This is a genomic window from Pseudanabaena sp. PCC 7367 (genome assembly GCF_000317065.1).
In the GTDB taxonomy this organism is placed as follows: domain Bacteria; phylum Cyanobacteriota; class Cyanobacteriia; order Pseudanabaenales; family Pseudanabaenaceae; genus Thalassoporum; species Thalassoporum mexicanum.
In genome coordinates, this window is the sequence record NC_019701.1 from 903,477 (window position 1) to 917,158 (window position 13,682).

Sequence of the window (13,682 nt, forward strand, 5' to 3'; positions counted from 1 at the left end):
ATCACTCAACCAAAGTTAAAGTTATGGGGGATTGAAATTAAGGTAGAAGCTCTTATCGATCGAGCAAGCACCAATCATAATCTTGGTGGTCGAATATTGGACTTGAAATTATGATTACCTGGCCTGGCTCAATCTGATGAATTTTAGATTATGTGATTATCTCTGCATAGTTTTTTGCATCTGCTTTAATAATGTATACCCAATAACTGATGTAGCTACTTTATTTACAGCTTCTTAATGGATTGGCATGGATTGGCATAGATTGGCATAGCTCGACATGGTTAATAATGATTAATACAATTAACGATCGCTATTTAGCCTCCCTGATCTAGTGCCCTTTATCTAAATGATAGAAGCAGAGCTTTTTAGCCGCAAAGGCATCATGCGTCAGCCTCGCCCTGATCGCCAAAAAATATGATTTCATCTGTCAGGTCTAACCCTAAGTCTGGTAATCCAGATTACAAATATAAAATTAACTAACAAAAGGTTTCATCTCGATCGCATCAAAATATATAGTTACCTTAACGAAACTATGGGGTTTTTAGGTGATTTCTAGCCACGACAAGCTAGGGGGGACAAAGAGCCGTCGAACTCAGGTTAGTTTAACTATTCCCTTTAATTACCTCTTAATCACCTGATCTGATACCTGCCAGTATGCTTTCTAGAAGAAGATTACTCTATTTGCAATTAGGGCTACTCCTGAGCGCAGCCTGTAGTGGCCAAGACGTATACATCCCCGATAAGTTTAGTATTGGGGTAGTTAGCTATGGCGAAGGGGCGCGATCGCTGGATCAATACACCCGGTTCAAGGAATATTTAGAAGGACAACTCAAAAGCATCATTGAGCTAGAACCAGCCCTGAATGAAGTTAAAGCCCTAGAGCAAATCCAACGGCGGCTGTGGTCTTTGGTGTTTGCCCCGCCTGGTTTGGCAGCTTTGGCGATCGCCGACGCACAATACATCCCGCTGTTTGCAATGGAGGGAGCAGTTAATCTGCGATCTTTGTTAGTGGTGCTCAATGACAGCCCCTATGAGCAATTGGGCGATCTCAATGGTGAAGTGGTAGCGCTGGGGCAACGGGGTTCGGCCACTGGCTACTATTTACCAATCTATGATCTCTATGGGCTTACCCTGAAGGAAGTAGTATTTGGCTCTACGCCCCAGGCAATTTTAGACTTGGTTGATCGGGGTCAAGCAGCAGCAGGAGCCCTGTCCAAGGAAGAATTTGAGCAGCAAAAGAGTAAGTTTGACGCGCAGCGCTTTCGGATTTTGCATACCAGTGCCCAAACGATCCCTCCCGGTGCCGTGTTGATTGGGCCTGATGTCGATCGCAATCGTCAGGTCGAAATTGAACGCGCGATGCAAGCCGCCCCGCCAGCGATCATTTCCGAAGCTGGTTATATTGCTAATTCGTCAGCCGCCAACTATGACTTTTTGATTGAGGTGGTCAAACGAGTCCAGCCGATCGTAACCCGCATTCGCCAGCAACCAGCTCCCCTATATGAAGAGAAAGAAGGACAGGTCTAAGCCTTAATGAGCAATCAAGAAAAAAACTGTCTTTGCCTGCTATTTAGGGCTAAAGTTGAAATGTAGGCATATCTGGTATCAAAGGCTACGTTTTATCAAAAGCGGCGCGATCGATTTTAGCCTAATTTAATTTAACTCGGATTTGGCTCAATATTTCTGCTCCCCAGCCTTCTTCAATATGAGGCTAAGCTAGTAATAGGGATTAGTTCGACAAGCAGATGGTGGGTAGCTACGCGATCGATACTTTACCTCAGTTTCTGCTCTAATTTTTAACCTGGTCGATTAGTCGCACCAATTTTAACTTAATATTTCAGGCTGCAACTTGAATTGGGCATCACCAAAAATCAGCATAAATATCAATCCTAAAAAATATCAATATTGAATTTAGATCAACCTAGTGGGTTATGACCGTTATTGAAACCGAGTCTAATTTTGAAAAGATTATTCGTTTACTGCGTTGGAATAAGCCGGCTGGCAGATTGATTCTAATGGTGCCAGGTCTGTGGGCGCTGGTGCTGGCAGCGATCGCCCAAGAGCAGTTTCCCCCCTTAGATTTATTACTAGTAGTTGTAACTGGGACATTGGCCACCAGCGGCGCGGGCTGCGTGATCAATGATCTATGGGATCGAGACCTTGATTCCCAGGTAGAACGTACTCTGACCAGGCCATTAGCAGCCCAATCACTCTCTATTACTGTGGCCGTGGTAGTGCTGGTGATTGCGGCTTTGTGTGGATTGTTTCTAGCCACTTACTTGAACTGGTTAGGTTTCTGGCTGTGTGTGGCTGCCGTGCCAGTGATCGCCATTTATCCAGCCTGCAAGCGGTTTTTCCCCGTGCCCCAATTGGTTTTATCAATCGCATGGGGGTTTGCCGTACTAATTCCCTGGGCCGCTTCTACGGGCACAATTAGCACCAATACCTGGCTGCTGTGGGGAGCTACGCTATCCTGGACAATGGGTTTTGATACAGTCTATGCCCTCAGCGATCGCCCCGATGATCTGCGGATTGGGGTTAAATCCAGTGCTATTTTTTTCGGGGATTATGTGCAACTAGCGATCGCCACCTTCTTTGCAATTACTGCCATATTATTGATTGCGGTGGGTTGGCAAATGCACCTGGGCGTTGGCTTCTATGTGGCCTGTGCGATCGCCACCGCTGTTTGGGGCTGGCAATATGCCAAACTAACTGAGCCAGAAATTCATAGCCGCACCTATCAACAAATCTTTGGTCAAAATGTCTGGATTGGCTTTATTCTGCTGGCTGGTATGCTGAGTGCCTACTTGCTAAACTTAAGAATATGGTAAGGTTTTCCGACCATAGAAGCACTTGTTTGATTAGGTATATCTGCTAGCATAGCTAATAGCGTGATTTGTTATATCCATGAGCAACATCCAAAACAAAATCCAAGAAGAACTCGAAAGCGCCAGGGAAGCCTGTGATACCACTGGTGCTGATTCTAAAGAATGTGCAGCCGCCTGGGATGCCGTGGAAGAGCTTCAAGCTGAAGCCTCTCACCAACGTGAAGAAAAGCCCAAGAATTCTCTTGAGCAATTCTGCGACGATAATCCCGATGCTGCCGAGTGCCGTGTGTATGATGACTAGTTTTCAACTAGTTAGTAGATTATGTCTGAATTATTAGGGATTATTAGGCTGTATTATTAGGCTATTAGGTAACTCTAGGTTAAGGATTTATATATACAAGTTAAGTGTGAAGTCTAGCTCCCGCTTATTAGTTGTATAGCCTTAATTTCAGGTAGCGATCGACTTTGTCACCTTGGCTGACAGTAAGTTCATCTTAATAACTGATTAAATAACTGATTAGCTCTTAATGACTAACCAGGAATTCAATCTTCTAGGTAATTTTCAAACAGCATAGTTTTTTCAAGTTTATTGACTGATATAGGTTAATTGACACAGGTTACACCTAGTTATTTCTAGGCTGCTTTGCCAACTCAAACCGATAGATCTAAACTGAAGATTTCTGGCATTCATCATGAAGAGTCACCCTATAATCGGGGTGGCTTTTCGATTTTATGGCCAATTTTTAATTCGCAAACAGGCATTGATTGATGTACAATAATATAGCTTGCGGATTAGCTGTGCTTGCATAATAATGCATAAATCTAGTTGTCATAGGCGATCGAACCTGCCACTAGATTTAGCACTAGACTTAAAAATAAATTGGTTAGGAGGGGTAAGAGAATATGGCGATAATTGTCCTAAAAGCCTGGTATGTCCCAGAATACGAGCCACTCTCTGCCCTGATCCAACGCCCCTATGATCTACGCTTGGCCAAAAACAGCCTGCTGAAGTCAGCTTTGCGAGCAGATTTTTTGGATGAAAGCAATGTGGTGAGCAAGACGGAGTGGTTTCAGCGTTATTTGGCAGGCGAGGCGATCGAATTTTATATCGAAGGTAGCGGTAGTTATGTAATTGCCAACATTGACCTGATCAGCCATGAGATCTATTTCACCAAGCGCGATATTCTCTCTAGCCTAGATCCAACCCTCTTCTTTAGCTATCAACTAGAGCAGCCTGGCTCCAGTGAGGTGATCCGCGAAGCCCTGGAGCAGGTGATGGATGGCATTAATCAAAAATCACGGATCCCACTCAAGCTAGAACAATCGTTTCGCCTTAGTGATGAACCAATTAAACTCAAAAGCTCGCTGATGTCGCGCCTTAAGCGTAGTTTGCTCTATATTGCCGACACCACACCGATCGCCTATACCGCTGCAGAGCCCTCCTTACCGCTGCTGAGCCCAATGGTCTGTGTGGAGGTGGGTTATGCCCTGCAAGCAAAGAGCCATGAACAAATTATGTTGATCCAGCTTGGCGATCAGGGTAGTCCGTTTCCGTTTGATTTGCCCATGCATCAACGATTGATTGTAAAAGATAAGAAAGATCTGGTGAAGCAATTACCAGGGGCGATCGCCAAGCATTTAAAAAGATTTAACTTGTTTTAGCCTTTTGCCCAAAGTCTATGTCTGTGAGTGAACTGTCTAAAATTATAATTTTCTAATTTCCTGATCGTATTGCTCATGTGAACCAATCCAATACCAAGATATGCCATCCGATCCTAATTCTCCCAAAGCGCGAAATTTGCGACCGATCCGAATAGAATAAATTTGTTTTTCTTTATGAACTTGCTTAAACCTAAGACTTTTATGGCGAGGATCCTTTTGCCAGAGTAGATAGTTTTTTCGAGCAAGATCTTGAACTGGTTTAGGAAGTTGAGCAAGGAGATCACGGAAAGCCTGGTTTGTTCTAGATTTCATTTGCCAGGTGGAAAAACTTCTTCTAGCGGCACAGTTCCGTTGATTGCAATATCTCGCCTTCCTGCCTCCAGCATACGATCCCACTGTTCATCAGTTGTATTGGCAAATTTACTTTCCCAGGTAAATTCATCAATGATTAACTCAAAATAATCTATTATCTCAGCCACTAGGGTGGGGTGATCGCCTTGGTTGGTCTTTTCATTAACTTGGGGAACATGGTGATTAAGCAAATCAACGACAACATCTCTGATCGTGCCGATCGCGTTGCGGAGCTGATCAACCGAAACTCCTAGATCCAGATATTTCTCAATGAATCGATCCAGATAATGTTCTTCAAGTATTGAGGCGCTGCCAGACAGTAGAGAGTAGGTGACATATTGCAGAATACTCTCACCGTCATCCAAGCATAAATTTGTTTCTATATTGGTATGTACACTTTCACCAGCAATCTGATCAATTGCGAGTCGAAGAATTAGATCACTGCTTGTAGAAAGAGACTTTACCGCATCAAGGCGAGCATTTGCCGTTTGGCTAAGCTCATAGGCACGTTTTATTTCTGATTCATTCAGAAATCTATTCTGCTCTTTTGCAGCAGTAATACTTCGGGTCAAAACGTCCATAGTTGTTAAGTTAAACTTCCTTGCTTATCTTATTATCGCTGATCCAAACTTAAGCATTTTAATCGCAAAGATATAAAGATTGGCAGGTTTCAAACCCAAGCTGATATATAAATAAATTTGTATATACGCTGTTAAGCCTTAAATCTTTAGCATAGAATGCACAAACGTCAGATTGTTGGCGTAAGGCGCTAAAATTAGGTGGTAAAGGTGGTATTAACAGACGTGCTTTCAACCCATTTCGCTTTAAATTCAACGAATACAACATTTCAAGGTTGGCCAGGACTAATTCGTAAATATGCAAAGTATTTACCCGTCTCTGACCAGACCCCGGTAGTGACACTCCATGAGGGCAACACGCCGCTAATTCCGGTGCCAGCGATCAGCGATCGGGTGGGGCGAGATGTCAAGGTATATGTGAAATATGATGGTCTTAACCCCACCGGCAGCTTCAAGGATCGGGGCATGACCATGGCGATCTCCAAAGCCAAAGAAGCTGGAGCCACCACCGTAATTTGTGCTAGCACTGGCAATACTTCAGCGGCAGCAGCAGCCTATGCCAAGCGAGGTGGCCTACGCGCATTTGTGTTAATTCCCGATGGCAAGATAGCCCTGGGTAAATTGGGACAAGCGTTGATCTATGGCGCAGAAGTGATCGCCATCGATGGCAATTTTGATAAGGCGTTGGAATTGGTACGGCAGATGGCCGATCAATATCCCATTACCCTGGTTAACTCCATTAATCCTTACCGGATTGAAGGCCAAAAAACCGCTGCCTTTGAAGTGATTGAAGCCTTGGGCGAGGCTCCCGATTGGCTCTGTATTCCAGTGGGCAATGCGGGTAATATTACCGCCTATTGGACTGGGTTTAGGCAATATCAAGAAGCCGGAAAATCCCAAAAGCTGCCTCGGATGATGGGTTTCCAAGCCGCAGGCTCTGCGCCGATCGTCACCGGCAAAATGGTTGAACATCCCGAAACCGTGGCCACTGCCATTAGAATTGGCAATCCAGCTAATTGGACCAGGGCGATCGCCGTCCAAACCGAAAGCGGCGGTGCGTTTAATAGCGTCACTGACGAAGAGATCATGAATGCCTATCGAATCCTGGCGGGAGAGGAAGGTGTATTTTGTGAGCCTGCTAGTGCGGCCTCAGTGGCGGGATTACTAAAACTTAGCGATCAAGTACCCACCGGCGCAACGATCGTTTGTGTGCTAACTGGTAATGGCCTCAAAGATCCAGATGCCGCGATCAAGGGAGCAAATCAACATTTCCATCAAGGCATAGCCCCAGATCCGGCTAGCATTGCTAAAATCATGGGTTTTTAATCGTAGTTTATTGAATATTGGATATTGAATATTGGATTTTCTGAGTCACTTACTTTACGGTAATCCCCCTAAAGACTGAACAATCAAACCGAGGGATTTGGCTAGAATACGAAGTAGTAAGGAACGGCTGCTAGAGTTGTGAGCCTGTTCGGAGCAAATCGATATTCTAAATACCAGGCAAATACCAGGAAGCTTATGAGTACAACCGACGACATCGCAACAATTCTGCAAAAGACTTTTCATGTCAGCCTTGGTGCCACTGCTTCTCTTGTGGAGATGTTACAGGATCCTGAAAAGCGGACTGTGACAGTGGAAACGATGTTGAGTGATATTGACAAGTTTACGGCTGAACTCGCTGCGAAGGGCGCAGTCACTGAAGTAGAAGCACGTAATTTTGTGGATTCTTTTATTTCCGATCAAATCAATAAACCTGATGCACCTGCTGGCAGCACTGAAACAGGTGATGCGAGTGAGGCAACTGTAGATACGGCAGCCAATGAAGTGGGCGATCGACCCGGTGCTGGTGATGAATCAGTAGAATCTGATATTAAAGATTTAACTGAGCAACTAGCAGCCTTGCGATCGGAATTGGAAAACATTCGCCAACAGGATGGTGATAGTAATTCCTAAATTTGCTGTTATTATTCCAATTACTTAGCGAGGGTAATAGGTGCGGATAGACGTTGTTACCCTGTTCCCAGACTTTTTTACCTCGCCCCTGTCTACTAGTTTACTAGGTAGGGCGATCGCCAATGGGATTGCGGATGTAATCCTAACTAATCCCCGTGACTTCACCACCGACAAGCACCACCGCGTCGATGATGAACCCTATGGTGGCGGCGTGGGCATGTTAATGAAGCCGGAACCAATTTTTGCGGCAGTAGAGTCGTTGCCGGTTTTGCCCCAGCGCGAGATCATTTTCCTCACGCCCCAGGGCGAGCCAATGGATCAAAATATGTTTAAGCAGCTCGTTAATTTAGATCAACTGGTGCTGATCTGTGGCAGCTATGAGGGGATCGATGAGCGGGTTTGCGATCATCTAGTTACCCGTGAGGTTTCGCTGGGGGATTTTGTACTGACCTGTGGTGAGATTGCGGCGCTAGCTTTGATCAATGGTACGGTGCGATTGCTGCCAGGGACGGTGGGCAAGGCGGAATCGCTGAAGGCGGAAAGCTTTGAAGATGGCTTGCTGGATTATCCCCAATATACACGCCCCAGGGAATTCAGGGGGTGGCAGGTGCCTGATGTATTGCTATCGGGCGATCATGGCAAAATTGAGCAATGGCGGCAGGCGCAAAAATTAAACAGAACCAGCGATCGCCGCCCTGATTTGATCGATGCCTATTACCAAAACACCGATCAAAATCCCAAGTAAAGTAGCAGACAACCAGATTAATCATCTATCTAGTTAAAGCTCAGATGTTAGAATCTGGGACTAGTAGGTCGCTACATGGAATTTGAGATTTTCGCAGACAGTTCATATTCTGCCTTATTTGCCTTATTTGGACTACAAGCACGCAAAATCAAATTGGCAAAACCCTAGAATTTAGAATTGCCAATATTATTAATAGAATTAGCCATTACCGCCAAACACCTCAATATTCTCAAACAAACAAGCTGGCGTACCATGCCCCACCCGAATCACCTGGTTGGGTTCGCCCTTGCCGCAATAGGGCGTGCCATAGGTGGCAAAGCTGTCACGATCGCCCACCATTTTGAGTCCACCCCAGAATTGATTGGTGATGCCGCGATAGTTGGGATTACGCAGAGTTTTAGTAATCTGGCCATTTTCAATCAACTGGGCATATTCACAACCAAACTGAAACTTATTGCGATAGTCATCGATCGACCAGGAGCGATTTGATTGCATATAAACACCGTAATCAACCGAGGCGATCATCTCAGCGACAGAACTATTGCCCGGTTCCAGGTTAATATTCGCCATCCGATCGATCGCCGGACGATTCCAGGAATTAGCCCGCGCATTGGCAACCCCAGCCACACCAGAACGAGCCTGACTTTCCAGGCTTCCTAAGCCCCGCAGCAATAATCCATCTTTGATTAAATATTGCTTCTCGGCGGCAGCGCCCGTGTCGTCATAGGCATAGCTGGCAAACTCACCGGACACAGTTGGATCAAAAGTAATATTCATCAATGGGGAGCCATATTGCAATTGACCAAAATCAGCCAGCTTGATAAAACTACTGCCAGCATAGTTGCGCTCATCCCCCAAAATACGATCGAGCTCCAGCGGATGCCCCACACTCTCATGGATTTGCAACAACATTTGATCGGCAGCCAACAGTAAATTAGTGGTGGTGGTTGGGCATTCATCGGCAGTTAATAGCTCGATCGCCTGGGTGCCGATTTGCCTGGCTCTTTCGATTACTAGCTCAGGATCTAAAACTTCCCAACCTGCCTGACTATTACGGGCCAGCGAGCCATTGTCACTGCGTTTTTGGATCACATCACCATCCTGCGCCGTGGCATTGTAATCAGTGCTAACCAACCCAAATTTTTGATAGACATCCGAACCGCTCGAACTCACCAGCCGTGATTCGGTTTCCGTACTGACCACATAGGCACTGGTACGCACAATCTGGTTATGGCGATCGGTGGTTTTCATCGCCTCACAAATTTGCACCAATAAGTCGCTGATTTCAGCCGTAGATAGGGAATTGAATGGCTTCTGGCATGGTGAGCAAAATTGACCGACCGCTTTGGGACGAGCAGCGGTAGTAAATTTATGGACTGACCATTTGGCGGCAGCGATCGCCTGTTGATAGGCTTTTTCGGCGGCAAACTGCAAACTACCCTGGTCAAGGCGATTGGTACTGGCATAGCCAAACTGACCATCGGCCAAAACTTCCACCATCACGCCGTGGGAACTGGTGCGACCATTTGATTGGGGCTGGGCATCACGAAAATAGCGGGCGGTGGCAGTTTCTTTGAGTTCCCGCAAACCCACCCATTCCGCATTGAGATCAAGTTGTGCCAGTGCTTTGGTTAATTCCATTCCTTAATTATTTGCCTTTATGCAAATGGTGAGCTTTCGCAAGCGTGATAAGTGCAATATTAATACGTGATATTAATGCGTGATATTAATGCCGATTGGTTAGCCATACCGGTGGAATATCAATCGATCGAACCGTTGAGTTTGCCGGGGAGGTTGGGAGCGAGATAGATCGCTGCGCGTAAAGTTTTGCATAGCCTGGATTTTGACTGGTAGTGGATTGCCTTTTCTTGTTTGTGTAAAGCTTTTTCAACCTCAGATTCAATTGACCACTTCACTACGATCAATTAAGCCCTGCTCATCGGCAAAAAAGCGATAGAAATAATATTCATCTTCAAATCCATGTTCATCCAAAACATGGTGCACATAGCCACCATCGATTAGTAATTGCCCCGCCCGTAGCGCCTCAGTTTTGGTCATACCGCAAATCCGCATTAACCACTGCACTGCTTCCGCGCCCACAAAACACCGTTCAAACACATTAAATAAATAACGGCGATCCTTAACTTCCACCCCATCCGGCGCTCGCATTTTGGCGGCCAGTGTCTCAAGATCTAATCCTGGTTTCACCACTGTTTTAGTCTGTTCTTTCTGTTCACTATTTTTTTTCAATTCATTGCTACTGGGCTGCTTGATGGGTTGTTTGATTAGCTTATAGCGATCGGGATAATAAATTTTTTGCTCTGGCGCAGCCAATTTATCACCAACTAGATCCACAATTCGATCTAATTGGGGCGATCGCACATGGAGATCCCGCTGTGGGAAGGGGATTTCCACACCATAGAGGCGGAAATTGCTTTCAATTTTATAGTTGAGATCGCTCATTAATCTAAATTGGTTCTTGGGCACACTAATCCAGACTAGCAACTCAAAATTGAGCGAACTATCGCCAAAGCCCATAAACCAGACCTGGGGCTGGGGATAATCCAGGATTTCCGAGTTGCCCTTGGTGGCATCCAAAATCGCAGCACGAACACCATCAATATTAGAACCATAGGCCACCCCCACCGGAACCCGCAACCGAGTGACCGGATTGCCATGATTCCAGTTCACCACCTGTTGTTCTAAGAACTGAGAATTTGGCACAATAATGGTAATTTGATCGAGGGTTAAAACCTGGGTGCTACGCGCACCGATGTGTTGCACTGTGCCAATTAAATTCGCCACGCGCACCAGATCGCCGATTTGAATCGATCGATCGAAAAGAATAATAATGCCGCTGACAAAATCCTTAGCAATATTTTGCAAACCAAGGCCGATCCCAACCCCAAGTACGCTAGCCAGGATCGCTAAACTGCTAAGGTCTAAACCCCAAATTTGCAGAATGATCACCAGGCCAATAAAAGTTAGTAAATATTGGCTGAGGGTGGTGAGGGTTTCTTGGAAACGATAATCGACACTATCGTTGCTGATAAAGCGATTGCGCAGGAGCTTGGTAATTGCCCTCACCGAGATCCAGAGCACAACAATCATCACGAACAGAATCAAAATATCCGCGATCGAATAGGCACTCTCACCCAGATTCAGAACTGGGTAAGTAAGCGTATCGGTGATCACAAAAGTAAAAATGCGATAGCGCCAGGAACGAAGGAATGGCGATAGCTCACTGATGTAGTAGACAGTACCTAAGCAGATCGCTGTCTGAGCTAAAAACATCACCAATGAAAATAGCGAGCGGGCTGATTTCGATGAATCAATAAATACTCTGAAGCGGCGCGGCAACAACCCAAAGCCTTTTTTATTCAGGTATTGCAACGCCCAACAGGCCAAAACCGCAACGATCGTGACGATAATGGCAATAAACAAAGCCTGCCGACGATATTCATTACTCCGCTGCCAGATTGCCTGAGCATAGGCGATTTCGATTTTGCGTTTCCACACCAAGGCATGAATTAAAGTGCTTTGATCCTCACCTGAATCTCGCTCCGTTACGGTTAGTAAATGGGTGCCATTAACCTGGATTGTATATAAATTATCCTGGGGCTCCACCGTTACTTCGATCGGTACTTCCTGGCTTGATTCTGAACGCTGTTGTAAGGCCTCTTGTAATTCCTGGCTGAGGACAGCATTAGCCTGTCTTGCCCTGGTGTTAGCTGGAAATCGATCTAAACTCCTTACCTCAAGCACAGCACTACCATCCAGGACCACGGTTGCGGTCGAATCTTCACCACCTAATACCTGAGCCTGGCCAGGGGCAATAAAAAGCGGTGAACCCAGCCAGATGGAGCTTAGCAATGGCATCAAGATTAGAAAGATAATAATAAAAGGGCGCATAAATGCAATTGCCCTGCTCGATCGATTCATCTCAGGCTGTGGCTGGTTCATCATTAGGAAATCAGTGATTAAAGATTAGGGAAAGTGGTATAAAAGTAAGGATTTTTAGCTATCGATCGCAGCATCCACAGCATTCCCAGCATATCCATAGTATAGAGATTAGCTTAATCAGAAATTAAGGGTATTTCATAATTAAGCGATCGTTACGTCAGCCCCAAAAGCCAGCCATAATGAATTATCAATGGTGGTTGGCGGCAACTCTAGTTTTCTAACCATTCAATCAACTCAATCAACGGGCTTGATCGGCAAGGCCAATTACTGATTAGGAGCAAAGATCTTGACTAAGATATATCAGATAGTGCCATTACTGCCTCCTGCTTTCAGTGGCATTGGTGACTATGCGATTAGCCTGGCTCAGAATCTACGCAATTTTTATGGAATTGAAAGTATTTTTATTGTTGGTGACCCTGATTGGCAGGGTGCGAACGAAATAGATCGGTTTAGTTGTTATCAGGTTAGCGATCGCTCCGCCCAGGCTCTAGCCGAACTCATTCATAATCTGACCGACGGCCTCACTACCAACACCGAGCCCCTACCGCGATCGGCTACTCTTCAGCCCGATCAATTAGCTAAGTTAGATCAAGCATCAAATTCATCACAATCAGCCCAGGCAAACCAACCCACCATCCTCTTGCACTACGTTGGCTATGGCTATCAACAGCGGGGCATCCCTTTCTGGCTCAGCGATTGGCTCAAGCAAAATACCAATCCTATTGCTGATCAGCGCTTCAAAATAGTAACCATGTTCCATGAGGTTTATTCCGCTGGGCCGCCCTGGAGAAGTGAGTTCTGGTTGCGCCCCTGGCAGGTGCAGATTGCCAAGCGGGTGATCGCTGCCTCCAGCTCAATCTTCGTCAGCAATTATCTTTCTGCTGAGGATATCAGTAAGCATCTGCCTCAAAATCCCCATAATCTAACTGCTGCCAACATCAACATTTATCCGATCTGGTCAAGTTTTGGCGAACCCAGTTTAGCAGAATTGAACCTAGTCGATCGCCAACCAACCCGCTGGTTAATTTGTGGCGGCACCGCCATGCTAGAACGCGGCCTGACTTCTTTTTTGCAAGTGCTTAAATATATTCCGGCTGAATTTGCCCCCACCCACCTGGATCTAATTGGTGGCAAAGAAAACCCAGCGATCGCCCAACTATCAGCCCAACTCCAGGCTCAAAGCCCTGATTTAACCATTGCCTACTATCCCCAAATTGAAGTGGCCAAAGCTTCTAGTTTATTTGCCCAAGCCACATTTGCCTGGATTCACTATTTACGACCGAAAGAAATTTCTCCTTCACTAGTTTTCAAATCGACCGTATTTGCATCTTGCTCTGCTCACGGTGTTTTGAGCGTCTTTTCACATCAGGAAACAGGCACAACCATTAATAACGACCCTCATCCCGGCGTTTTCTATATCACCATTGCTGGCAGCACTCGCGTATCTTTTCCCACCGCAGCAGACCTACCCGCAATCAGACAAAAGGTTTATCAGTGGTATCACCGCCATGCCAGTGCCAAAATGGTAGCAAAGGCTTATGCTGATGCTTGTGAGATTGATGGTGATAGCCGCTAAAGTGATGATTGAGGATTGATCGA

General features: G+C 45.7%; 12 protein-coding genes. 8 read left to right on the top strand and 4 right to left on the bottom strand.

The genetic code is table 11. The features are described 5' to 3' along the window. Positions 1–654 precede the first annotated feature (654 nt). From PSE7367_RS03485 to PSE7367_RS03500, 4 genes are all read left to right on the top strand, one after another. Positions 655–1,527, top strand: coding sequence for a phosphate/phosphite/phosphonate ABC transporter substrate-binding protein (locus PSE7367_RS03485; RefSeq protein WP_015163982.1), 873 nt, complete (start codon positions 655–657; stop codon positions 1,525–1,527). A gap of 404 nt (positions 1,528–1,931) precedes the next feature. After that, complete coding sequence (locus PSE7367_RS03490; RefSeq protein WP_015163983.1) at positions 1,932–2,831, top strand: 4-hydroxybenzoate solanesyltransferase; 900 nt, start codon at positions 1,932–1,934, stop codon at positions 2,829–2,831. Between the two features lie 76 nt (positions 2,832–2,907). Next, on the top strand, positions 2,908–3,129 hold the full coding sequence (locus tag PSE7367_RS03495; protein ID WP_015163984.1) for a Calvin cycle protein CP12: 222 nt from the start codon (positions 2,908–2,910) through the stop codon (positions 3,127–3,129). A gap of 602 nt (positions 3,130–3,731) precedes the next feature. Beyond that, positions 3,732–4,490, top strand: coding sequence for a hypothetical protein (locus PSE7367_RS03500; RefSeq protein ID WP_015163985.1), 759 nt, complete (start codon positions 3,732–3,734; stop codon positions 4,488–4,490). A gap of 42 nt (positions 4,491–4,532) precedes the next feature. On the opposite strand, the gene PSE7367_RS03505 is transcribed toward PSE7367_RS03500, so the two are convergent. Then, a complete protein-coding gene (locus PSE7367_RS03505; RefSeq protein WP_015163986.1) occupies positions 4,533–4,802 on the bottom strand; it encodes a ParE family toxin-like protein in 270 nt (89 codons plus the stop codon). Continuing rightward, positions 4,799–5,422 (bottom strand): globin family protein, encoded by a 624-nt coding sequence (locus tag PSE7367_RS20065; RefSeq protein WP_015163987.1) that lies wholly within the window; start codon positions 5,420–5,422, stop codon positions 4,799–4,801. The genes PSE7367_RS03505 and PSE7367_RS20065 overlap by 4 nt, the downstream gene beginning before the upstream one ends. Before the next feature lie 207 nt (positions 5,423–5,629). Here PSE7367_RS20065 and thrC point away from each other — a divergent pair, with 207 nt between their 5' ends. The 3 genes from thrC to trmD all read left to right on the top strand — a co-directional run bounded on the left by thrC (position 5,630) and on the right by trmD (position 8,120). Next, entirely contained in the window at positions 5,630–6,745 is a 1,116-nt protein-coding gene (gene thrC / locus PSE7367_RS03515; RefSeq protein WP_015163988.1) for a threonine synthase, read from the top strand. A 195-nt stretch (positions 6,746–6,940) separates the two neighbouring features. After that, on the top strand, positions 6,941–7,375 hold the full coding sequence (locus PSE7367_RS03520) for a hypothetical protein (protein WP_015163989.1): 435 nt from the start codon (positions 6,941–6,943) through the stop codon (positions 7,373–7,375). A 40-nt stretch (positions 7,376–7,415) separates the two neighbouring features. Then, complete coding sequence (trmD, locus tag PSE7367_RS03525; protein ID WP_015163990.1) at positions 7,416–8,120, top strand: tRNA (guanosine(37)-N1)-methyltransferase TrmD; 705 nt, start codon at positions 7,416–7,418, stop codon at positions 8,118–8,120. A 198-nt stretch (positions 8,121–8,318) separates the two neighbouring features. On the opposite strand, the gene PSE7367_RS03530 is transcribed toward trmD, so the two are convergent. Further along, on the bottom strand, positions 8,319–9,761 hold the full coding sequence (locus PSE7367_RS03530) for a TldD/PmbA family protein (protein WP_015163991.1): 1,443 nt from the start codon (positions 9,759–9,761) through the stop codon (positions 8,319–8,321). A gap of 258 nt (positions 9,762–10,019) precedes the next feature. Next, positions 10,020–12,032 (bottom strand): mechanosensitive ion channel domain-containing protein, encoded by a 2,013-nt coding sequence (locus PSE7367_RS03535; RefSeq protein WP_041698930.1) that lies wholly within the window; start codon positions 12,030–12,032, stop codon positions 10,020–10,022. A gap of 337 nt (positions 12,033–12,369) precedes the next feature. Between PSE7367_RS03535 and PSE7367_RS20070 the strand changes: the two genes are divergently transcribed. Beyond that, positions 12,370–13,659, top strand: coding sequence for a hypothetical protein (locus tag PSE7367_RS20070; protein ID WP_015163993.1), 1,290 nt, complete (start codon positions 12,370–12,372; stop codon positions 13,657–13,659). The last annotated feature ends 23 nt before the right edge of the window (positions 13,660–13,682 follow it).

Coding starts and splice junctions, on each gene's coding strand:
- PSE7367_RS03485 (WP_015163982.1), top strand. CDS start 655: ATGCTTTCTAGAAGAAGATTACTCTATTTGCAATTAGGGCTACTCCTG.
- PSE7367_RS03490 (WP_015163983.1), top strand. CDS start 1,932: ATGACCGTTATTGAAACCGAGTCTAATTTTGAAAAGATTATTCGTTTA.
- PSE7367_RS03495 (WP_015163984.1), top strand. CDS start 2,908: ATGAGCAACATCCAAAACAAAATCCAAGAAGAACTCGAAAGCGCCAGG.
- PSE7367_RS03500 (WP_015163985.1), top strand. CDS start 3,732: ATGGCGATAATTGTCCTAAAAGCCTGGTATGTCCCAGAATACGAGCCA.
- PSE7367_RS03505 (WP_015163986.1), bottom strand. CDS start 4,802: ATGAAATCTAGAACAAACCAGGCTTTCCGTGATCTCCTTGCTCAACTT.
- PSE7367_RS20065 (WP_015163987.1), bottom strand. CDS start 5,422: ATGGACGTTTTGACCCGAAGTATTACTGCTGCAAAAGAGCAGAATAGA.
- PSE7367_RS03520 (WP_015163989.1), top strand. CDS start 6,941: ATGAGTACAACCGACGACATCGCAACAATTCTGCAAAAGACTTTTCAT.
- PSE7367_RS03530 (WP_015163991.1), bottom strand. CDS start 9,761: ATGGAATTAACCAAAGCACTGGCACAACTTGATCTCAATGCGGAATGG.
- PSE7367_RS03535 (WP_041698930.1), bottom strand. CDS start 12,032: ATGCGCCCTTTTATTATTATCTTTCTAATCTTGATGCCATTGCTAAGC.